The sequence below is a fragment of the Streptomyces sp. NPDC049585 genome, from assembly GCF_040675615.1.
Lineage (GTDB): Bacteria > Actinomycetota > Actinomycetes > Streptomycetales > Streptomycetaceae > Streptomyces > Streptomyces luteosporeus.
Window position 1 is genome coordinate 52,708 of sequence record NZ_JBFAPE010000026.1, and the last position, 20,715, is coordinate 73,422.

The 20,715-nt window shown below is 70.1% G+C and carries 18 protein-coding genes and 1 pseudogene; 12 read left to right on the top strand and 7 right to left on the bottom strand.

The genetic code is table 11. From position 1 onward, the window contains the following. The first annotated feature begins 14 nt into the window (after positions 1–14). The 3 genes from AB0K17_RS23695 to AB0K17_RS23705 are packed head-to-tail and all read left to right on the top strand — an operon-like array spanning position 15 to position 2,631. Entirely contained in the window at positions 15–1,172 is a 1,158-nt protein-coding gene (locus tag AB0K17_RS23695) for an NAD(P)/FAD-dependent oxidoreductase (RefSeq protein WP_365984181.1), read from the top strand. A gap of 11 nt (positions 1,173–1,183) precedes the next feature. Then, on the top strand, positions 1,184–1,804 hold the full coding sequence (locus AB0K17_RS23700) for an ABC transporter ATP-binding protein (protein WP_365984164.1): 621 nt from the start codon (positions 1,184–1,186) through the stop codon (positions 1,802–1,804). After that, positions 1,801–2,631, top strand: coding sequence for a hypothetical protein (locus AB0K17_RS23705; protein WP_365984165.1), 831 nt, complete (start codon positions 1,801–1,803; stop codon positions 2,629–2,631). Before AB0K17_RS23700 ends, AB0K17_RS23705 begins: the two co-directional genes overlap by 4 nt. A gap of 31 nt (positions 2,632–2,662) precedes the next feature. Here AB0K17_RS23705 and AB0K17_RS23710 read toward each other — a convergent pair whose 3' ends face one another. Continuing rightward, complete coding sequence (locus tag AB0K17_RS23710) at positions 2,663–4,075, bottom strand: short-chain fatty acyl-CoA regulator family protein (protein WP_365967574.1); 1,413 nt, start codon at positions 4,073–4,075, stop codon at positions 2,663–2,665. Positions 4,076–4,456: 381 nt separating this feature from the next. On the opposite strand from AB0K17_RS23710, the gene aceA reads away from it, so the two are divergent. The 6 genes from aceA to AB0K17_RS23740 all read left to right on the top strand — a co-directional run bounded on the left by aceA (position 4,457) and on the right by AB0K17_RS23740 (position 10,603). Further along, entirely contained in the window at positions 4,457–5,740 is a 1,284-nt protein-coding gene (aceA, locus tag AB0K17_RS23715) for an isocitrate lyase (RefSeq protein ID WP_365967573.1), read from the top strand. A gap of 121 nt (positions 5,741–5,861) precedes the next feature. Next, positions 5,862–7,454, top strand: coding sequence for a malate synthase A (gene aceB / locus AB0K17_RS23720; RefSeq protein ID WP_365984166.1), 1,593 nt, complete (start codon positions 5,862–5,864; stop codon positions 7,452–7,454). Then, positions 7,451–8,317, top strand: coding sequence for a 3-hydroxybutyryl-CoA dehydrogenase (locus AB0K17_RS23725; protein ID WP_365967572.1), 867 nt, complete (start codon positions 7,451–7,453; stop codon positions 8,315–8,317). Before aceB ends, AB0K17_RS23725 begins: the two co-directional genes overlap by 4 nt. 93 nt (positions 8,318–8,410) lie before the next feature. Next, entirely contained in the window at positions 8,411–8,581 is a 171-nt protein-coding gene (gene rpmF / locus AB0K17_RS23730) for a 50S ribosomal protein L32 (protein WP_365967571.1), read from the top strand. 5 nt (positions 8,582–8,586) lie between these two features. Then, a complete protein-coding gene (locus AB0K17_RS23735; RefSeq protein WP_365967570.1) occupies positions 8,587–9,762 on the top strand; it encodes a GTP-binding protein in 1,176 nt (391 codons plus the stop codon). Positions 9,763–10,303: 541 nt separating this feature from the next. Then, complete coding sequence (locus AB0K17_RS23740; RefSeq protein WP_365984167.1) at positions 10,304–10,603, top strand: hypothetical protein; 300 nt, start codon at positions 10,304–10,306, stop codon at positions 10,601–10,603. Between the two features lie 3 nt (positions 10,604–10,606). On the opposite strand, the gene AB0K17_RS23745 is transcribed toward AB0K17_RS23740, so the two are convergent. From AB0K17_RS23745 to AB0K17_RS23770, 6 genes are all read right to left on the bottom strand, one after another. Beyond that, positions 10,607–11,071: a Fur family transcriptional regulator gene (locus tag AB0K17_RS23745; protein ID WP_365967568.1), complete on the bottom strand. Its 465-nt coding sequence runs from the start codon at positions 11,069–11,071 to the stop codon at positions 10,607–10,609. Positions 11,072–11,094: 23 nt separating this feature from the next. Next, positions 11,095–11,919 (bottom strand): metal ABC transporter permease, encoded by an 825-nt coding sequence (locus tag AB0K17_RS23750; protein WP_365967567.1) that lies wholly within the window; start codon positions 11,917–11,919, stop codon positions 11,095–11,097. Next, positions 11,916–12,809: a metal ABC transporter permease gene (locus AB0K17_RS23755; protein ID WP_365967566.1), complete on the bottom strand. Its 894-nt coding sequence runs from the start codon at positions 12,807–12,809 to the stop codon at positions 11,916–11,918. Before AB0K17_RS23755 ends, AB0K17_RS23750 begins: the two co-directional genes overlap by 4 nt. After that, a complete protein-coding gene (locus tag AB0K17_RS23760) occupies positions 12,799–13,662 on the bottom strand; it encodes an ATP-binding cassette domain-containing protein (protein WP_365967565.1) in 864 nt (287 codons plus the stop codon). Before AB0K17_RS23760 ends, AB0K17_RS23755 begins: the two co-directional genes overlap by 11 nt. 8 nt (positions 13,663–13,670) lie before the next feature. Beyond that, positions 13,671–14,660 carry a zinc ABC transporter substrate-binding protein gene (locus AB0K17_RS23765; protein WP_365967564.1) on the bottom strand — a complete coding sequence of 330 codons (990 nt, stop codon included), beginning with the start codon at positions 14,658–14,660 and terminating at the stop codon, positions 13,671–13,673. Between the two features lie 907 nt (positions 14,661–15,567). After that, on the bottom strand, positions 15,568–16,458 hold the full coding sequence (locus tag AB0K17_RS23770) for a hypothetical protein (RefSeq protein ID WP_365984168.1): 891 nt from the start codon (positions 16,456–16,458) through the stop codon (positions 15,568–15,570). 243 nt (positions 16,459–16,701) lie between these two features. On the opposite strand from AB0K17_RS23770, the pseudogene AB0K17_RS23775 reads away from it, so the two are divergent. From AB0K17_RS23775 to AB0K17_RS23785, 3 genes and pseudogenes are all read left to right on the top strand, one after another. After that, a pseudogene (locus AB0K17_RS23775) lies at positions 16,702–16,824 on the top strand (IS5/IS1182 family transposase); the annotation flags it as partial. A 253-nt stretch (positions 16,825–17,077) separates the two neighbouring features. Further along, entirely contained in the window at positions 17,078–18,073 is a 996-nt protein-coding gene (locus AB0K17_RS23780; protein ID WP_365984169.1) for a 4,5-dihydroxyphthalate decarboxylase, read from the top strand. A gap of 524 nt (positions 18,074–18,597) precedes the next feature. Continuing rightward, positions 18,598–20,424: an ABC-F family ATP-binding cassette domain-containing protein gene (locus AB0K17_RS23785; RefSeq protein ID WP_365984170.1), complete on the top strand. Its 1,827-nt coding sequence runs from the start codon at positions 18,598–18,600 to the stop codon at positions 20,422–20,424. The last annotated feature ends 291 nt before the right edge of the window (positions 20,425–20,715 follow it).

Below are 20,715 nucleotides of genomic sequence, written 5' to 3' on the forward strand. Positions count from 1 at the left end.
CAGCGCCAGTCGTGATCATCGGGGCCGGGCCGAGTGGCCTGGCCGCCGCCGCGATGCTGCGCCGGGCGAGCGTGCCGTCGGTCGTGCTGGAACGTGAACGGATCGGGGCGAGCTGGGCCCGGCACTACGACCATCTCGCACTGCACACCGCTCGCCGTGGTTCGCACCTCCCCGGCCTGCCTCTGCCTCGTCGCTACGGCTCCTGGGTGGCGCGGGACGATTTCGTACGCTACCTGGAGCACTACCGCGAACATCACCGGCTCCAGGTTCGGACGGGCACCGCAGTCCACCAGGTCACGCCCGCCCCGGCCGGTCCAGGAGGCCGGTGGCGGGTGCACACCGGCGACGGCATCGTGGCGGCGCGGGCGGTAGTGGTGGCCACAGGGCGCTGCCACACCCCCCGTGTGCCCGACTGGCCCGGGCTGGCGGAATACAGCGGCACGCTGCTGCACTCGGCCGACTACCGTGCCCCCGCCCCTTACCGGGGGCGATCGGTGCTGGTAGTGGGTGCCGGGAACAGCGGCACGGAGATCGCGACCGCGCTGGCCGGCGCAGGGGCCGAGAAGGTGTGGCTGTCCCTTCGCACCCCTCCGAACATCCTGCCGCGCGACTCCAGCCGCTGGCACCTGGCCGGGCGGATGACAGAGCTCCTGCCCTTGGCCTTGCGTGACCGGTCCGCACTGATGATCCAGCGTTGCGCGCTGCCCGACCTCACCCCTTTCGGCGTTCCCCGCCCCCGTACCGGTCCCTTCACCCGCAACGCACAAGAGGGGAACAACCCGGTGCTGGACCACGGATTCGTGGCGGCGGTCAGGGCGGGCCGCGTCCAACCGGTGGCAGCAGTGACCGGTTTCGACGGGGCCCGGGTGAAGCTGGCCGACCGGTCCCGCCTGACCCCCGACGCTGTGATCGCCGCGACCGGTTACCGCCCGGGCCTCGAAGAGCTGTTGCCGGGCCTGGACGTCCTCGACGACTCGGGGCGCCCCGTCGTCACCGGACCGCAGACCTGCGCCGCCGCACCGCACCTGTACTTTGCCGGCTACACCAATCGCCTCAGCGGAGCCCTGTACCAGGCGGGTGTCGAGGCCCGCCGCATCGCCCGGGTCATCGCGACGGATGCCACCTCCGTGCCCCGGGAGCGCCGCGCATCCGGCGACAACCACCCTTCGTGATGCGGAGAGAGATGATCCGACAGGAACGGCTGCGCTTGGGCGGGGTCCACAAGTCCTACGGCCGTACACCGGTATTGCGAGGGGTCTCCCTTTCCGTGCCGGCCGGTTCCCTGGTGGGTGTGGTGGGTGAGAACGGCGCGGGAAAAAGCACCCTGTTGCGTATCGCCGTGGGCCAACTCGCCCCCGACCGCGGGCGGGTCGAACGCTCGGGCACCCTGGGTTACTGCCCCCAGCGCGTCCGCCTGGACGAGGCACTGACGGTGGGACAGCATCTGCGCCTTTTCCAGGCCGCCTACCGGCTGCCCGACCTCGGCAGGGCGAACGAACTCATGGAGACGTTCCGTTTCGCCGACTGCCGACAGCGCAGAACCCGCGAACTCAGCGGCGGAACGCTGCAGAAACTCAACCTCACGCTCGCCCTGATGCACACACCGGATCTGCTGATCCTCGATGAACCCCATCAGGGCTTCGACTGGGACGCCTATGAACGCTTCTGGGCCGTCATGGAGAAGCTCAGGCACTCCGGATGCGCCATCGTCGTGGTCTCTCACCTCCTCCACAACCAGGCCCGTTTCGACACCCTCCACCATCTGCGCGCCGGCAGCCTGCACCCGGGGAGGAGGGCGGCATGAGGCACTGGGGCACCTCGTTCGCGGTCGCGCTGCGCTTCACCGTCCTCGGCCACCTCAACAACCGCCTCGCCCTGCTCATGGCTGTGGTCTTCACACCCGGATGGGTCTGGGTCGCCGGTGCTTGCGTCCCGCATACGCCTCTCACCATCCGTCTCCCCGCCCTCGGCCTCCATGTCGCCACCGATGTCAGCCACTCCGTGCAGGTCGCCAGCGCCCTGCCCAGCGCCACCACCGTGATCGGCTTCATGATGTTCATGGCCACCTTCAAGGCCCGGGAGATGGACCAGCGACTGATCCTCGCCGGATACTCCCGTACCGCCCTGTTGCTGGCGAGAGTCGTCGCTCTGGCCCTGGTGGCCGCGGTGCTCGCCACCCAGGTCACCGTGCTGCTCCGAGTGGCCGTGAGGGCGCCGCAACCCGGCGTGCTGTGGCTGGCGGGCTTCTGCGCCGCACTGGCCTACGGCGGCGTTGGGACCATGCTCGGCACACTGCTGCACAGCGAGCTGAGCGGACTGTTTTTCATCATCGCCTGCATCTTCATGGAACTCACGTTGCAAAGCCCCCTCTCCAACCCGCAAGCGGACCAGCCCTGGCTGGTCCTGCTGCCGCTGTACGGTCCCAGCCAGACCGCCACCGCCGCGGCGTTCACCCACACCGACCCGGGCGGCGCACACGCCGTCCTCGGGATCCTGTGGTGCGCGGCCGCCCTCGGCACGGCGGCCGTCGTCGATCTCGCCCGCACCCGGGGCCACGGGCGGCACACCGCACCGGCGGGGCCGGCCGGGGCACCGCCCTCCACGGAACAGGCAGAAGGCCACATCTCGTGATCCGGAGCGGAAGAGGAACCGGACAACCGTGTCACCGGGCGGTCCGGTCGTTCTCGACCGGGTAGGGCACGAAGGTACTGCTGTTCTGGTCGATGAGCAGCGGACGGCCCAGCGGGGGTGCGGCCCGCTGGGAGCAGTCGAGGCGTTCGCAGACGCGGCAGCCCATGCCGATGGGGGTTGCGGCGGAGGTGTTGGTGAGGTCGAGGCCATCGGAGTAGACGAGCCGATGGGCGTGGCGGATCTCGCAGCCGAGGCCGACGGCGTAGGTCTTGCCGGGTTCGCCCCAGCCTCCGCGGTGCCGGGTGACGGCTCGCGCTGTCCACAAGAACCGCTGTCCGTCGGGCATTTCGGCGATCTGGACGTGAATGCGCCCGGGGGCGGCGAATGCCTCGTAGACGTTCCACAGGGGGCACGTGCCGCCGGCCCGGGAGAAGTGGAAGCCGGTCGCCGACTGGCGTTTGGACAGGTTTCCGGCGCGGTCGACGCGCACGAAGGAGAACGGCACCCCGCGCAGCCTCGGCCGCTGAAGGGTGCTCAGCCGATGGCAGATGGTCTCGTAGCCGAGACCGAAGTGGTCGGTCAGACGCTCGATGTCGTATCGCGCTTCCTCAGCCGCCGCATGAAAGGCGACATAGGGCAGGATCAGGGCGGCGGCGAAGTAGTTGGCGATGCCGATACGAGCCAGCGCGTGGGTGGGCGATCCGGATGAGAAGTCCTCGGCAGCCAGCCGGTCGAGGTCCTCGCCGTGTTCCAGCAGAGCCAGCTGAGTCGCCATGCGGAACGCGCGCTGACCAGGCCGCAGCCGCGAGGACAGATGAAGGGTACGGCTTCTGTCGTCGTAGTGGTGCAGCCGTGCGCCGGGCTCGGCGGCCAGATGAACGCCGTGCGTCTGTGCGAGTCTCGCGGTAAGGGCCCCGATCACCTCCCCCGGCCGGACGCCGATCTCACTGGCCAGACGCTCGGCCGCGAGGTCGGTCTCGTGCAGGTAGTTCTGGCGGCGATAGAAGAAGTCGCGGATCTCCTCATGAGGTGACGAAACGGTTCCTCGATCACGGTCCCTGCCGTCCGCAGCCCCGGCCAGGCGCTCGGACAGCTGCTGGTTGCGGCGGCCGAGGTCGAGCAGGATCTTGGCGACGCCGGGCAGCCGGGCGGCCAGGTCACCGAGGTCGGCGGCGGAGACCCGGGACTCGGCGATCTCCCCGGCGAGCGCCTCACGCAGGTCGGCCAGCAAGCGTGTCGTGTCCCGCTCGGAGAAGAATCCCGGGTCCACGCCGAACGCCTCGGTCAGCCGGAGCAGCACGGGCACGGTGAGCGGGCGGGAATCGTGCTCCATCTGGTTCAGGTAGCTGGGGGAGATGGCCAGCACACGGGCGAGGTCCGCCTGGCTCATCCGGCGCTCCTCGCGCAGCCGCCGCAGCCGCGCACCCGCATACGTCTTGCCCACCGAACCGCTCCTCCCCACCAGGATCCGACTCCGGTCAGCGTACGGGAACGACCCGCCTTCACACCCTTGGCAAGATTGGCGAAACCTGGCAGGAAGATTCGCAAGGATTGGCACCCATCCCCGCTTGATGGCACCCAGTGCCAGTGCGAGAGTCGTAGCGCGGCCCGCCGGACCCGGCAGTCATCGTCCGGAACCCGGGGGCGATTTCCGCCCTGACACCGGAGACCCGGCACCGGCAGCGACCTGCACCGGCAACATTGCTCAGCTCCACCTCCCGGTGAAGGTGGGCCGCATCCCCAGCAATACGACACGCAGTGCCACCTCTGTTCATCCGGACGGTGGGATTGGCAGCCATCACAGACCGAGGAGACGGTGACAGTCATGGCAGAAGCGAGGGCACAGGCGGCCGAGGAACTGACGCGCCGCTGGACCACTGACCCCCGGTGGCAGGGCATCGAGCGCACTTACACCGCTGAGGACGTGGTCCGCCTGTCCGGCAGCGTCCGCGAGGAGCACACCCTCGCGCGGCGCGGCGCCGAACGACTGTGGCGCCAGTTGCACGAGCAGGACTACATCCATGCGCTAGGCGCTCTCACCGGCGGCCAGGCCGTCCAGCAGGTGAAGGCCGGCCTTCAGGCCATCTACCTCTCCGGCTGGCAGGTCGCCGCCGACGCCAACCAGGCCGGCCACACCTACCCCGACCAGAGCCTCTACCCCGCCAACTCCGTTCCCCAGGTGGTCCGTCGGATCAACAACGCACTGCTGCGCGCCGACCAGATCGCCACCGCCGAGGACTCCGGGGACCGTACGGACTGGCTCGCCCCGATCGTCGCGGACGCGGAGGCCGGGTTCGGCGGACCGCTGAATGCCTTCGAGCTGACCAAGGCGATGATCGCCGCCGGTGCCGCGGGCATCCACTACGAGGACCAGCTCGCCTCCGAGAAGAAGTGCGGACATCTCGGCGGCAAGGTCCTGGTACCGACCTCGCAGCACATCCGCACCCTGAACGCGGCCCGGCTCGCCGCCGACATCGCCGACGTGCCCACCGTGATCATCGCTCGCACGGATGCGCTCGCGGCCAACCTGCTGACCACCGATGTCGACGAGCGCGACGCCGAGTTCGTCACCGGAGAGCGCACGGCGGAGGGTTTCTACCGGGTCCGCAACGGCATGGCGCCGGTCATCGCCCGCGGTCTGGCCTACGCCCCCTACGCCGACCTCATCTGGGTCGAGACCGGCACGCCCGACCTGGAGCAGGCCCGGGAGTTCGCCGAGGCCGTCCACGCCCGGTACCCGGACCAGATGCTCGCCTACAACTGCTCCCCCTCCTTCAACTGGAAGGCCGCGCTGGACGACGACCAGATCGCCAAGTTCCAGCGTGAGCTGGGCGCCATGGGCTACAAGTTCCAGTTCATCACCCTGGCCGGGTTCCACTCCCTCAACCACGGCATGTTCGACCTGGCCCGCGGCTACGCCGAGCACGGCATGACCGCCTACGTCGACCTCCAGGAGAAGGAGTTCGCCGCGCAGTCACAGGGCTTCACCGCCGTCAAGCACCAGCGCGAGGTCGGCACCGGCTACTTCGACCTGGTCTCCACCGCCGTCAACCCCGCCTCCTCCACCACCGCCCTGACCGGCTCCACGGAGGAAGAGCAGTTCCACTAGGTCGCCACCAGGCCCCACCAGGCCGCCGGCAAAGACGCTCCGAGTCCGGCCGGCCCTCGGCTGAGCGGAGGGGGACGAACCGTCTCCGTGCCTCTCCGCTCCCATCCCCCAGGAGAGCCCGATGACCATCACCGCACCCACCCAGCAGGTCCGTGTCCTCGCCGCACCCGGCCACCGGCACGACGAGATCCTCACCCGCGCCGCCCTGGAGTTCGTCGGCCGGCTCGTCGAGGCGTTCGAGCCGCGTCGACGGGCTCTGATGAAGGAACGCCGCCGACAGGTCCTGCGACTGGCGTCGGGCTCGCCTCTCGACTTCCCCATGGCCACCTCCGCCGTGCGCAACGACCCCACCTGGCGGGCGGCGCCACCTGCCCCCGGTCTGACCGACCGCCGCGTGGAGATCACCGGCCCGCCCGACCGCCGCATGGCCGTCAACGCCCTCAACTCCGGCGCCAAGGTGTGGATGGCGGACTTCGAGGACGCCACCGCACCCCTGTGGGACAACGTCGTCGGCGGACAGCTGAATCTGCTCGACGCCATCGAGCGGCGCATCGACTTCACCACGCAGGAGGGCAAGGAGTACCGGCTCGGTGAGCAGCCCGCGACCATCATGGTCCGCCCACGTGGCTGGCACCTGGACGAGGAGCACCTGGAGTACGACGGCCGCCCGGTACCCGCCGCGCTCGTCGACTTCGGCCTCTACTTCTTCCACTGCGCCCGGCGCCAGATCGACGCCGGATACGGCCCGTACTTCTATCTCCCCAAGCTGGAGAACCGCTACGAGGCCCGACTGTGGAACGACGTCTTCCTGCTCGCCCAGGAACTGCTGGGCATCGCCCGCGGCACGGTCCGGGCCACCGTCCTCATCGAAACGATCACCGCCGCGTTCGAGATGGAGGAGATCCTCTACGAACTGCGTGAGCACAGCGCCGGGCTGAACGCGGGCCGCTGGGACTACCTGTTCAGCCTGATCAAGACCTTCGGTCACCGCACCGACTTCCTCCTTCCCGACCGCGCGAAGGTGACGATGACCGCCCCCTTCATGCGGGCATACACGGAACTCCTCGTCCGCACCTGCCACCGGCGCGGGGCCCACGCCATCGGCGGCATGGCCGCCCAGGTCCCCGGCAAGGACCCCGCCGCGAACGAAGCCGCGTTCGCCAAGGTCCGGCTGGACAAGGAGCGGGAGGCCGAGGACGGTTTCGACGGGTCCTGGGTGGCCCACCCCGCACTCGTCCCCGTCTGCCGCGACGTCTTCGACAACGTCCTCGGCGAACGCCCCCACCAGCTCGACCGCACCCGCGACGATGTCGAGGTCACCCCGGCCGACCTGCTGTCCGTGCGCCGGATCAGCGACAAGCCCACTGTGGATGGGGTGCGCACCAACATCTCCGTCACGCTGCGGTACTACGCCGCCTGGCTGCGCGGACAGGGCGCGGTCGCGCTCGACGGGCTGATGGAGGACGCGGCCACCGCCGAGATCGCCCGTGTGCAGATCTGGCAGTGGCTACGGCACAGGGTGGTAGACCGGGAGACAGTGACGGGACTGCTCGACGACGAACTCGTCGCGCTCGGCGCCGAGTACCCGTGGGCCCCCCTCGACGACATCCGCGTCCTCTTCGAACGGACGGCGATGACAGGCGAGCTGCCGCTGTTCTTCACCCCGGACGCCTACACCCGCCACCTCGTGCGCCATGCGGAGACGCAGTCGTGAGCGGCATCGCACGCGTCGGCGTGGTCGGCGGCGGCCAGATGGGGGCGGGGATCGCCGAGGTGTGCGCTCGGGCCGGGCTGGACACGGTGGTGTGCGAGGTGGACGCCGTCGCCGCCCGTGCCGCCCGGGACCGCGTTGCCGCCTCTTTGGACCGCGCCGTACGACGGGGCAAGCTGAGCCACGAGGCTGCCGACGACGCTCTCGCCCGGCTCGTCTTCACCGGCAGCCTGACCGATCTCGCCGACCGGCAGCTCGTCGTCGAGGCCGTCATCGAGAACCGGGACGCCAAGACCGAGGTCTTCGCCACCCTCGACAAGATCGTCGAAGATCCGGCGGCGGTCCTCGCCACGAACACCTCCTCGCTGCCCGTCATGCGACTCGGCATGGCGACCGCCCGAGCCGACCGGGTGATCGGCCTGCACTTCTTCAACCCTGTGCCGGTGCTGCCACTGGTCGAGGTGGTGACCTCACTGCACACCTCGGCCGAGACGACAGCGCTGGTCGAAGGCTTCGTGGCCCGCACGCTCGGAAAGACGGTCATCCGCTCCCAGGACCGGGCCGGGTTCGTCATCAACGCCCTGCTCATCCCCTACCTCCTCTCCGCCGTCCGGATGGCGGAATCCGGCTTCGCCACCGCACAGGACATCGACACGGGCATGGAACTCGGCTGCGCCCACCCCATGGGCCCACTCAAACTCGCCGACCTGATCGGCCTGGACACCGTCGCCTCCGTCGCGGAGTCGCTCTACGACGAATTCCGCGAGCCCCTCTACGCCCCGCCTCCGCTGCTCCAGCGGATGGTGGAAGCGGGACTGCTCGGCCGCAAGACCGGCCGGGGCTTCCACACGTACGACCAGGGCTGAGGTCCTGGTGCGACGCCGCTGAGCGCTATTGGTAACGGTTCCCGTTTTCAGGTAGCGTGGCGGCACGTACCCGACGACGGAGGTCCCGTTTCCATGGCCGTGCCCAAGCGGAAGATGTCCCGCTCGAACACCCGCCACCGCCGCTCCCAGTGGAAGGCGAGCACAACCCAGCTGGTGCCGGTCACCGTCGAGGGTGCCGTGCATCTGGTTCCGCAGCGCCTGGTGAAGGCGTACGAGCGCGGGCTGCTGCACCCGGAGGGCTGACGGCGATGGCTGATCACCGACTGCCGGTGACCGTCCTCTCCGGCTTCCTCGGCGCGGGCAAGACGACCCTGCTCAACCACGTCCTCGCCAACCGCGACGGGCTGCGCGTCGCGGTGATCGTCAACGATATGAGCGAGATCAACATCGATGCCGCGCTGGTGCGGGGCGGGGAGGGCGCGCTGTCGCGGACCGAGGAGCGTCTGGTCGAGATGACCAACGGCTGCATCTGCTGCACCCTGCGGGACGATCTCCTCGAGGAGGTGGACCGGCTGGCCCGCGAGGGACGCTTCGACTACCTGCTCATCGAGTCGAGCGGGATCTCGGAGCCGATGCCCGTCGCCGCCACGTTCGCCTTCCCCCGGGACGACGGCGCGATGCTCGGCGACCTGGCCCGGCTCGACACCATGGTCACCGTCGTGGACGCCGCGAACTTCCTTCCCGAGCTCGCGAGCGGCGAAGGCCTGACGGAGCGGGGCCTCGACCAGTACGAGGACGACGAGCGGACGGTGAGCGATCTCCTCATGGACCAGATCGAGTTCGCCGACGTCATCGTGGTCAACAAGCTCGACCTGGTGGACGCGGCGGATGCCGTCCGGCTCCGGGCGGCGCTCGCCCGGCTCAATCCGGCCGCCCGCATCGTGCCGGCCGAGCACGGCCGGGTGGACCCGTCGGCGATCCTCGGCACCGGCCTCTTCGACCTGGAGCGCGCCCAGCAGGCGCCCGGCTGGGTCAGGGAGCTCAACGGCGACCACACCCCCGAGACCGAGGAGTACGGCATCTCCTCGACGGTCTTCCGCGCCGAGAGGGCCTTCCATCCGGAACGGCTTTGGAGGTTCGTCACCGAGGATCTCGACTCCGGGGCCTATGGCCACGTGCTGCGTTCCAAGGGGTTCTTCTGGCTGGCCGGCCGTGACCGGGTGACCGGGTTGTGGTCGCAGGCCGGAGCCGTGGCCCGGTTCGAGCCCGCCGGTGCGCGCGAGCACGGCGGGCAGGGACAGGAAATCGTCTTCATCGGCACGGAGTTGCGTCCGGAGGCACTGCGGCAGGCGCTGTCCACCTGCCTCGTAGGACTGGACGATTCGGGGACGTCGTGGTCCGATCCCTTCCCCGCCTGGGACACCCACGGCCTGGACGACGCCACCTGCGAGCACGACCACGGGCTGGAGGCGGCCTCCGCTTGAGTGCCCGGGAACGAGGCCCGGACGTCAGCCGTCCCGCCAGGGTTCGCCCGGCGGGACGGCACTCGGCGTGTCAACGCCGACATTTGTCTCGTTGTAGTCCCTCGGCGCAGTGGGCAGTGCTCGGCTAGCCGCCGCACTGGCACGGGCCGCCGGACTGGCATCCGCAGCTGCAGCCCGGACCGCAGGTGCAGCCTTCGCTGCACGTCGGGCCCGGAGTGTGAACGGTCATGTCAGCGCTCCTCCTTCGCTCATGCGGCTGTCTCATCGAGAGAACACCCGGCTGATTCCTGACCGCAAGAGGGGGTACACGGGTAGCGGTCGCGAGAATGGAGAACCGGCCCCTCTCGCCGGATGCGCGTCGGCGGGCTGTGAGGTGGCGGTGGCCGCTCGATGCCGGAGTCACCTTCTGTGCACGGCGTGTTTCCAGCCGACTTCCGGCGACTTTCGTGAATCCCCGGCGCGGCCGACACTGGAAGGGCAGGCTCTCCGATCGGACAGATCCGACAGATCCGATCACGCGGGGGAGAAGGAAGGCTTCGCCATGCTGACCAGCGCGCACACTTCTCACGCGAAACACACCCACCAGCACGGTGCCGAGTGCGGGCACGTCGCCGTACCGCACGAGGACCACGTGGACTACGTCCACGACGGGCACCTGCACCGCGTACACGAGGACCACACCGACGAGTGCGAGCCCACCGGCCACACCGTCCACCAGGAACACGCGCACCAGCACGGTGCAGGGTGCGGGCACGTCGCCGTACCGCACGGCGACCACGTGGACTACGTCCACGACGGGCACCGCCACGCCCAGCACGACCGGCACTGGGACGACCACTGATCTTCAGGGTGCCGGTGCCTGATCCGCCTTCCGGCCGCAGTCCGGGCAGATGCCGGAGAGCTCGACCGCGTGCCGGACGTCGGCGAACCCGGAGGTCCGGGCGACCCGGTCCGCCCATTTCTCCACGGGGCCGGATTCGACGGTCACGCTGAGGCCGCACTCGGTGCAGATCAGGTAGTGGCGGTGGTCGGGGCCGGTGCGGTGACGGAAGAGCCGCTCGCCGTTGGTGTCGCGGAAGATGTCCGCACGGCCGGCCTCGGCCAGCGCGGTAAGGGTGCGATAGACAGTGGAGAGGCCGACGGACGAGCCACCGGCCACGAGCCGCTTGTGCAGGGCCTGGGCGCTGATGAAACCTTCCGCCACGACAAGGGCTCCCAGGACCACCGCACGCTGCTGTGTGGCGCGGCCGATCAGCGCCATGTCGTGGACGGCGTCGTGCGTCGTCGTCTGCTGCCGGTCGTCTGCCATCGCGGCGCTCCTCCGCTCAGCCTTCAGCCAGTACGCGGGGCGGGGCGCCGTATGAGGAACGTGGCGGCGTAGACGGCAGTGGCCGTGGCCATGATGGCGAAGCTCGGCGGCATCCGCGGCACCGCGTACGAGGCGAACAATCCCGCCCACATCTCCGACACCGCAAGACCCATGGAGAGGGCGAGCGCCCGGTACGGGCGGTCGGTCAGCCGGATCGCGGCTCCTGCAGGGGCGGCGAGCAGGCCGAGCAGCAGCAGGGAGCCGACCGCCTGGGTGGCCTCGGCGGCACTGGCCCCGGCCACGGCGAGGAAGCCGTAACCGAGCAGCCGGACCGGGACGCCACGCGCCGCGGCCACGGCTTCGTCCACCGTGGCGAACAGCAGCGGGCGGGCAGCCATCAGCACGACCAGGCAGACACCCGTGGCAAGCAGGGCCGCAGTGGTGGCGTGAGCCGCCGACATACCGAAGATCGAACCGAACAGGACGCTGACGCCCGCGGGGCCGTCGGCCGTGCTGCGGGAGGTGATGTACAGGGTGACGAAGAACGCGCCCAGGCCGAGGACCCAGGAGAAGACGCTCCCTATGACGACGTCGTCCGGACGGGCCCGCCGGCCGAGTACGCCGAAGAGCAGCGCGACGGCGATCGTCGCGACGAACAGCCCCAGGCGCAGGTCGACGCCGAACGCGAGGGCGGCCATGGCGCCGGTGAACGCGACGTGGCTCAGCGCGTCGGCGGTGAAGACCTGGGCGCGCAGCACGAGGAAGTAGCCGACCATGCCGCAGGCGGCCGCAACCAGCGTCCCGGCGAGGAGGGCGTGCTGGAAGAACGGCTGGGACAGCGCCGTCATGAGGCGACCTCCCCGACGGGCCGGTCCGGCAAGGCCACGCGCAGCACACGCGTTCCCAGGGCGGCTCCCCGGACGAGGACGTACCCGGCGAAGGCGAAGGAGGTCACGAAGAACCCCAGTGGATAGGGCGAGTAGTAGGCGGCGATCAGCCCGCCCCAGGTGGCCGTGAGGGCCAGCGCAACGGCCAGCAGCAGACTCGCCGCCGGACGGGCGGTGAGGGTCTGCGCGGTGGCTGCGGGGATCACCATCAGGGCGAAGACCAGCAGCGTGCCCGTGATCTGGCTCGCCTCGGCGGTCGCCGCCCCGACCAGCACGAGGAACGCGATGGACAGCCCCCGCACCGGAACGCCGCGCGCGGCGGCGACCCGCGGGTCGACGGAGGCGAACAGCAGCGGCCGACCGATGAACGCCAGTACCGCGAGCACCACGACGCCCACACAGAGCAGCACGGTCACCTGGGCGGCGGTGATGCCGAGGAACGTGCCGAAGAGGATCGTCTGCGGCCCCTCCAACAGCCCCTTGTAGAGGGCGGTGAAGAGGTATCCGCAGGCGAGGAGGAAGGCTTGGACGGTTCCCGTCAGTGCGGATTGTGCACGGTCGCCGCTGCCGCGCAGGGCCGCGATGACCAGGGCCGCGGCAAGACAGACCGTGAAGTAGCCGAAGACCGCGCCGACTCCGAGGAGCACGGCCCCGGCGGCGCCGGGGAACGCGACGGCGGAGACGGTGTGCGCGGCGAACGTCTGCCGTCGCAGCACCACGAACCACCCGACCACCGCGGAGACCACGGCCACGATCGCGCCTGCACGAAAAGCGTTGACCATGAACGGGTACGACCACATCTGCTGGACGTCGGCCACGACGTTCCACGACCGGAGCGGGTCAGCGGGCACCACAACCGCCTCCCGAGGAATCGGGCCGGCCGACCACGACGAGCCGCCCGTCCGATGCCCGCAGCACCTCGACCGGCGTGCCGTACAGCCCCGTCAGGGTCTCGGACGTGATCACGTCCTGTGGAGCACCGGTGGCCGAGCCGCCCTCGGCGAGGTACACGACCCGGTCGAGGTGGTGCAGTATCGGGTTCACGTCGTGCGCCACCATCACCACGGCCACGCCCTCCTGGTGGCAGATGCGTCCTATCAACGCGGCGACACCGCCCTGGTGGGAGAGATCGAGGCTGTCCAGCGGCTCGTCCAGCAGAAGGAGTTGCGGCCGCCGGACGAGAGCCTGCGCGATCAGGAGCCGCTGCTGTTCACCGCCGGAGCACTCTCCGACGGGCCGGTGGGCGTAGGCGGTCGCCCCCACCACCTCGACGACCTCGGCGACGCGTTCACGGGCGGCCCGGCGACGCGGGCCGGGAAGGGGCAGCGGCACACCCCAGCGGTCGCCGTCCAGGCCCAGGCGGACCACGTCGATGCCACGGATCCGCATCGAGGCGTCGAAGCTGCGACGCTGCGGCAGATAGCCGATGCGGTCGCCGGCCCGACCGGGCCGGGCCCCCAGGACACGCACCTCGCCCGCTGCGATCGGCGTCGCGCCGAGCACCGCCCTGACCAGAGTGGACTTGCCGACGCCGTTCGGGCCGAGGACGGCGACGAACTCCCCCGCTCCGACGGTGAGATTCACCCCTGACCACAAGGTGCGGCCGCCCACCCGTACAGCGGCGTCGCGCAGCTCGAGCACGGGTTCGGCCGCCTGCCGAGGGGCAGGGAGCCGGGCCTCGGTGGCCCGGAGTGCCGGCTCCATGGCCGCGATCATCGCCCGGTGGCCTTGGCCAGGGCCTCTGCGATGCCCTGGAGCTGGGTGGTCTGCCACTGCTGGAAGGTGGCGTCGCCCGGGGTCGGCGTCTCCGTCACGGTGGCCACCGGAATGCCCGCCTCGGTGGCCTGCTTGACCTGTGCCTGCACATCCGGCGTGGAGTTCTGGCTGTTGTAGACGTAGATCTTGATCTGCTTGTTCTTGATCTGGTCGTCGATGGTGGCCTTGTCCTTGGCCGTGGGGTCGGTGCCCTCGCTCATGGCGTCGAGGAACGTCCCGGGGGTGAGCATCTTCAGCCCGAGGCCCTCGGAGAGCGGGGTGACGATGGACTCCGAGGCGCCGATCGGAGTGCCCGCGTACTTGCTCTTCATCTCCGATATGAGCTTGGTGTACGGGGCGAGGTCCTTGGTCTCGTAGGCGGTCCTGCGCCGGTCGAAGTAGGCGGCGTCGGCCGGGTCGGCCTTCTTGTAGTCGTCGGTGATCTTCGCGATGACCTTGTGGACGTCGTCCGGCGAGTACCAGCGGTGCGGGTTGCCGCCCTCCTTGACGCCGACGAGGTCGCCGACCTTGAGCTCGGCGCGCCCGCTCGCGGGGTTCGCGGCGAGGAGCTTGTCGGCCCAGGCGTCGTAGCCGATGCCGTTGACGATCGCGTACCGGGCGCCGGCGACGGCACGGGCGTCGGCGGCCTTGGGCTCGTAGTCGTGCGGGTCGGTGTCGGGGTTACTGATGATGCTGGTGACGTGGACGCGGTCACCGCCGAGCTGAGCGGCGATGCTGCCCCAGAAGTTCTCCGCCGCCACCACCTCGATCTTCCTGCCCGCACCGGAGCCGCTCGCGGCCGAGGTACCGCCGCCTGCCTTCCCGTCGGAGGAGGGCGACGACGTCGAACAGGCGGTGGCGGTCGCGGCCGTCAGGGCTGCCACGGCGGTGACGAGGGCGGTCCGTGCGGATGGTCGCGGAAACCGGGAGATGGCGGCAGTGGGCATGGGGGGCTCCTTCGTGCGGTGCCGGCGGCGCTGTGGGACCACTCCGGCGTACGTGACCCCCTCAAAGTAAATGACAATGATTTTCATATCAACTGCGGATGAAAATCATTGCCATCTTTTGACTGGAGTAGAACCATCCGGACCAGAGCATCCGCCGGGGCTCAGCACCGCGACTGCCGGAGGCCGGGGAATCACTGACTGGTTGCGAGAACAGCCCTGCCGACGCGACCGCGCCCTGACCGTCGCCTTTCACACCCGCGCCACGGCGGCAGCCGGCAGCCGGCCTCAAGCCGGCCCCGGAGAGGTGACATATTCGGAGGACCCTCCAGGGCGCACTCCGCCAACCCTGACGCTCCCCCGTGTTCCAACGCCCGGGAGTCCTCCATTGCCCGTGCCTGCTCGGAGCCTTTCTCCCGCTTCTCCCCCATCCCACTCGAAGTGGCCGGACACGCCCTGCTCCCCCTTCACCGTCGTCGACGAACACGGCCGCGAGGTTCCGGAAGGTCGCCTGATCCCCTCGGTCCAGGAAATCCGCCGCTCCCACGGCACACCCCGCTCGAGGGCGCCAACACCTCGATCCGCATCGGCATCGAGACTGGCTACACCTCGCTCACCTCCACCATCTCCGTCCGCACCGCCCCCGCCCTGCGGCACTTCCCTTCCCTGAGGTCCGCGGCTCCGAGAACACCCACACCTGGCTTCGTATGTCCGCTGGCGGCTCTGCTTTCACGTACGCCCCAGCCATCCATGGCACGCGAAGGGCACCACGACCTCGCCTGAACTCCTCACCACCCAGGCGCGATCGCGTGCGTCTCCACACGGAGCGGCGAGCCGCGGCTGCCCCGACCGTCTGGCGCCCGGGGCAGCTCGATTCATCACCTCCCTCGGTCTCTCGGCCCTGCCCCGGTCAGCCGAAGAAGACGGAGGAGATGTCGTTGTCGAAACCGATGGTCGCAAGATCGGCCACGTCACCATTGACGACCTTGGACTTGCCCGTGCAGTTCCGCTCGGACCAGATCTTCAGGCTGCCCTGGGCCTGGAGGGAGGAGGCGACGTTGTCGCGGGCCACGTTCTGGCAGCCCTTGCCGGTCAGGCCCTGGGAGGGGTCGCCGAAGTTCCGGTCGTCGAAGAGGACGACGCTGGTGGCGGGCTTGGGCTGCGGGCCGCCCCTGCCGGTGTTGCCGGCCCCGGCGCCTGCCTTCTTGCCGTCGGGGGTCACCCCGAACCAGGTGCCCCCGACCCCCTGGCCCTTGGTCTCGCCGGGCTTGGTGTCCTTGCTGAAGCGGTAGACGGGCCAGCCCCCGACCGTGACTTGGAGGCTGCCGTCGTCCCGCTTGACGGTTCCGACCTTCGACTTGTCGACGCCATCGAGGAAAATCCTGCCGCCCGGTGCGACGACGACCGGCGGCCAGGTGGACGCGCAGTCGCCGTCGCAGGTGGACTTCGACGGGTTCGCCGTGTCCTTGTCGAACCGGTAGAGGGTGAACCCCGCGCCGTTGACCACCACCGGGTTCAGCGCCCCGGCCTTCGAGGCCGACAACTGCACCCACCTCTGCGCCTCCGGCCTCACCGCCGGCTTCCCGGGCTCGACCGCCCAGTCACCCGTCCTGGGCGAGGCGTTGTTCGCCTTCGCGGTACCGCTGAGGAGGCTCAGGTCCTGCCCGGCCGAGGGACTGCCGCCGGCGGCCCGGCCCCCCGCGGGAGTGGCCGCCGAAGCGGCGGGTGCGGAGTTGTCCTTGTCCTCCGCGCCGCAGGCAGAGAGCAGCAGGACTCCGCTCGTGGCGACAGAGACGATCACTGCGGTGTGCTTACGGATCACGGTTACCCCCACGGTCAACGCTCCGGCCCGCCCGAAGCCGTCACCAGCCCGTACGAGCCGTGCCCGGGACAACCTCACCCGGTTACCTGCCCGATACACCTCCGATACGAAGTAACAACGCTCGGCGGGAGCTACGAGCCGGTCCCCGCGAGGAATGCGCCGGGCGGCTCCATGGCGCAGAACACCTGGGACCGTGCAGGTCGACACGACAGGGACTGGAGCCCCTTGTTCCCGCTCGTCATTGCCGGCCAGTGGCACGACAGCCCCCAGTTCCAGCCGGTCCCGGACGGCATCCGCGTACCGCGGACCGGACCGGGCCGACCGCGCACCCGACCGGACAAGGTCCGCGCCTTCGCAGTGAGCCACCGTGACGCGCGGGGCGCGGGATCAATGCATCAGTGTCCGTCCGCCGTGATGCCGGTGTCGCGCCACCTTTGCGCACTCATGGCCCATCACAAGATCAGCCCGGCGTGCAGGTCGTCTGCGAAGTCGGCCGTTTCCATACATCTTGACGGCTCTACTGTTCCGGGAACACTTCCAAAGTGAACGGTCACTTACGGAAGCGGGTCACTCCACGGACTCCCGGAGAGGAGATCCAGTGATCAGCACGAAGCTGAACATCGGCGTCTACGTCTACGAGCACACCGAGGCACTGTTCGACGGCCGGGTCACGGTCGACGGAGTGGACGCGACGTTCGAGACGGCACCGCTCGTGTCGGATATCTTCCGCCGCGCCGTCGAGGGACACTACGACCTCGCCGAGTTCGGTCTCACCTACTTCCTGCGCACCCTCGACCTCGACGACGCGCCGTTCCTGGCACTGCCGATCCTGCCGAACCGCAACTTCCGCCACTCGGCGATCTTCGTGAACACCGCCGGCGGGATCGTGAAACCGCAGGACCTGGCCGGCAGGACCGTCGGCGAGTTCGCTCTCTACGGGCACGACGCCGGGATCTGGCCGAAGGGCATCCTGGCCGACGAGTACGGCGTGACCCCCGACCGGTGCCGCTGGGTGATCGGCGGTACCAACCACCCCATCCCCGCCTTCGACTGGGTCCCGCAGCCCGTCCCGGACGACGTCGACGTGCGCCACGCGGAGGAAGGCCGGACCCTGGGAGCCATGCTCGAATCCGGCGAGATCGACGCACTGATCTCCGTCGACGTACCGCAGGCGGTGCTGGACGGCTCCCCGAAGGTCGCCCGTCTGTTCTCCGACCACGAGGCCGTGGAGCGCGACTACTACCGCCGCACCGGGATCTTCCCCCCGATGCACATCATCGCGATCCGCAGGGAACTGGCACATCGGCCGGGCCTCGCACGGGCCGTGTACGACGCCTTCACGCAAGCCAAGGCACTCGTCCAGCGCAAGTACCTCGACGACGCCACGAAGCAGCACATGAGCGTCATCACGCCGTGGTTCAGCACGCTGTTCGAGGAGAACCGTCGGCTGCTCGGCGACGACTGGTGGCCCTACGGCGTCGCCGCGAACCGCAAGGCCATCGACACCTTCCTGCGCTACCACCACGAGCAGGGCCTGTCGAAGCAAAAGCTGACGTGCGAGGACATCTTCGTGCCGGAACTCCTCGACACCTGAGCCGAGTGGCAACGGCGTTTCGGGCTTGCCGATCCGAGAAGGCGAGACCGGTCATCCTCATGGCCACCTGCCGATTGGCTATGACCAGCACTTTGATGTATGCCCGGTGCGGCTGGAGCGGGACGGCCGCCACCTGGGCCGCGAGCGGCTCGGCTTCTTCCAGTTCGGCCGAGGGCGCGTGTCCGGCCGGCCGGAAGAGGTCACCGCGCTCGCCCGTCGAGCCGCAGCACACCGTCTGATGGGTGGGGACGGACATCATGACTGTCCACCGTCAGACCGGTCTGGTGCGTCGGTCACAGGCGGGCTACGGGGGTGGGCCGCGCTGACCGGCCGTAATCCAGGTGAACGGGGATGTCGCTGCTGTTAGCCTGCTGGTTATGGCACGAGGTATCTGGTCGCAGAAGGTTCGTTCGGCCCGCTGACGGCGGCGCCTTTCTTTCTGTTGGATCTGCGCTCGCCGTTCCGGTTCCCGCCGGGCGGCCGTTTTGTGTTGCCCGGCTCCACTGCGAGCTGCGGAGCATCCGTTGAACCTCAACCCCACCCCCGAAGCCATGTCCCTGCCCGTCGAGGCGGGCGGCAGCGCACACGTCCGCGCCGAGGGCGTCACCGTCACCCGCGGGTCCCGGCGCGTCCTCGACGACGTCTCGGCCACCGTCTCCGCCCGGTCGCGTCTCGCCGTCGTCGGCGAGAACGGCCGTGGCAAGACGACGCTGCTGCACGTCCTCGCCGGACTGATCACGCCCGACGCGGGCACCGTGCACCGGGCCGGCACGATCGGCCTGGGCCGCCAGGAGCTGTCCGCGCGGGACGGTGAGACCGTCGGCACCCTGACATCCGCGGCGCTGGCCGCCTCGCTCGCCGCTCTCCGCGCGCTGGACGAGGCGTCCCTCGCCTTGGCGGAGGGCGACCCCGCCGCCGGCAACCGCTACGCCGCGGCGCTCGAGGCCGCCACCCGGCTCGACGCGTGGGACGCCGAACGCCGTGTCGACGTCGCCCTCGAGGCCCTCGGCGCGTGCGCCGACCGAAACCGTCCGCTGGCGACGCTGTCGGTCGGGCAGCGCTACCGGGTCCGGTTGGCCTGCCTGCTCGGCGCGCGGCACGACGTCCTGCTGCTCGACGAGCCGACCAACCACCTCGACGCCCACGGGCTGGACTTCCTGACCCGCAGGCTGCGCGAGCACGATGGCGGCCTCGCCGTCGTCAGCCACGACCGGGCGCTGCTGCGCGACGTCGCTGACCGGTTCCTCGACCTCGACCCGACCCGCGACGGGAAGCCGCGCCTGTACGCCGGCGGCTACGACGCCTGGCAGAGCGCACGGCACCGCGAACGTGAGCGCTGGGAACAGGACCACGAGGAGCAGCAGGCCGAGCACCGGCGACTGCAGGAAGCGGTGTCGAAGGCCCGGGACCGGCTCTCCACCGGCTGGCGGCCGGAGAAGGGGACCGGCAAGCATCAGCGTCAGTCCCGCGCACCGGGCGTGGTGCAGGCCCTGCACCGGCAGCAGGACGTCCTTCAGGCGCACCGGATCGACGTGCCGGAGCCGCCGCGGGCGTTGCGGTGGCCGGACCTGGGCGTCCGGCCGGGGGCGCCGCAGCTGCGGGCGCACGGTATCGCCGTCGACGGGCGGCTGGCGGGCCCGGTCGACCTCGCCCTCGGCGGCGGCGACCGGCTCCTGGTCACCGGTCCGAATGGTGCCGGGAAGTCCACGCTGCTCGCGGTGCTGGCCGGTGCGCTCGAACCCACGGACGGGCACGTCGTCACAGCGAAGGGGGCACGGGTTGTCCGGGTCGTCCAGGAGAGCGCAGCGCAGGACCCTTCACTCACGGTCCGCGAGGTATACGACCGCCACGTCGGCCGGCTGGTGGCCCGCGGGGTGCTCCGCGACGCCGACGCCGTCCCGCTCGGGGGACTCGGTCTGCTGGACTCCGACGCGCTGCGCACGCCGGTCGGGCGGATGTCGCAGGGGCAGCGGCGGCGCCTCGACCTGGCGCTGGCGCTGGCCGGGCGGCCAGGGCTGCTCCTGCTCGACGAGCCGACCAACCATCTGTCGTCGGCACTGGTCGACGAGCTGACCGACGCGATACGCGGCACGAGCGCCGCTGTCGTCATCGCCACGCACGACCGGCAGCTGCTGCGGGATTGCGCGCACTGGCCGCGTCTGGAGGTGAGCGGATCCCCGGCACCGGCCGGCCGGTACGGTGGCGGATCCCCGCACCGGCCGTCCGGTCCGGCGCGACCCGTTCGTCAGACGGGTGAAGGCACGACCGATACCGGAGGGACCGCCGAGCTCGATGCCGCGGCACCGACCACTGACTTCGAGATGATCCCCGGGGCACGCAGGCGTGCCTGACCTGCCCGCGCACGGCTGGTCCCGGCCGGCTCACTGGCACCATCCGCCGAGGCAGCCGGCCTGTACCGGGTCAACAGGAGTAGCCGCTCGATCCTCCGTCCGAGCAGTGCGAGCTTCCCGAGTCATGCCCTCCTGAGTAGCCACCGTGACCGTGGTGGCCTGACGCTCCGCCGTCGCCTCCGAAGTCCACGGGTACGTCCACGCATTCTCCGGTTCCTCGCTTCGTGCGGGCCGAGTCCTGCCTCATACGACCGAGCCCAAAGGCCCGCGCCGCCAACTTCCAAAAGCTCA

Coding starts and splice junctions, on each gene's coding strand:
- AB0K17_RS23700 (WP_365984164.1), top strand. CDS start 1,184: ATGATCCGACAGGAACGGCTGCGCTTGGGCGGGGTCCACAAGTCCTAC.
- AB0K17_RS23705 (WP_365984165.1), top strand. CDS start 1,801: ATGAGGCACTGGGGCACCTCGTTCGCGGTCGCGCTGCGCTTCACCGTC.
- aceA (WP_365967573.1), top strand. CDS start 4,457: ATGGCAGAAGCGAGGGCACAGGCGGCCGAGGAACTGACGCGCCGCTGG.
- aceB (WP_365984166.1), top strand. CDS start 5,862: ATGACCATCACCGCACCCACCCAGCAGGTCCGTGTCCTCGCCGCACCC.
- rpmF (WP_365967571.1), top strand. CDS start 8,411: ATGGCCGTGCCCAAGCGGAAGATGTCCCGCTCGAACACCCGCCACCGC.
- AB0K17_RS23735 (WP_365967570.1), top strand. CDS start 8,587: ATGGCTGATCACCGACTGCCGGTGACCGTCCTCTCCGGCTTCCTCGGC.
- AB0K17_RS23740 (WP_365984167.1), top strand. CDS start 10,304: ATGCTGACCAGCGCGCACACTTCTCACGCGAAACACACCCACCAGCAC.
- AB0K17_RS23745 (WP_365967568.1), bottom strand. CDS start 11,071: ATGGCAGACGACCGGCAGCAGACGACGACGCACGACGCCGTCCACGAC.
- AB0K17_RS23750 (WP_365967567.1), bottom strand. CDS start 11,919: ATGACGGCGCTGTCCCAGCCGTTCTTCCAGCACGCCCTCCTCGCCGGG.
- AB0K17_RS23760 (WP_365967565.1), bottom strand. CDS start 13,662: ATGGAGCCGGCACTCCGGGCCACCGAGGCCCGGCTCCCTGCCCCTCGG.
- AB0K17_RS23765 (WP_365967564.1), bottom strand. CDS start 14,660: ATGCCCACTGCCGCCATCTCCCGGTTTCCGCGACCATCCGCACGGACC.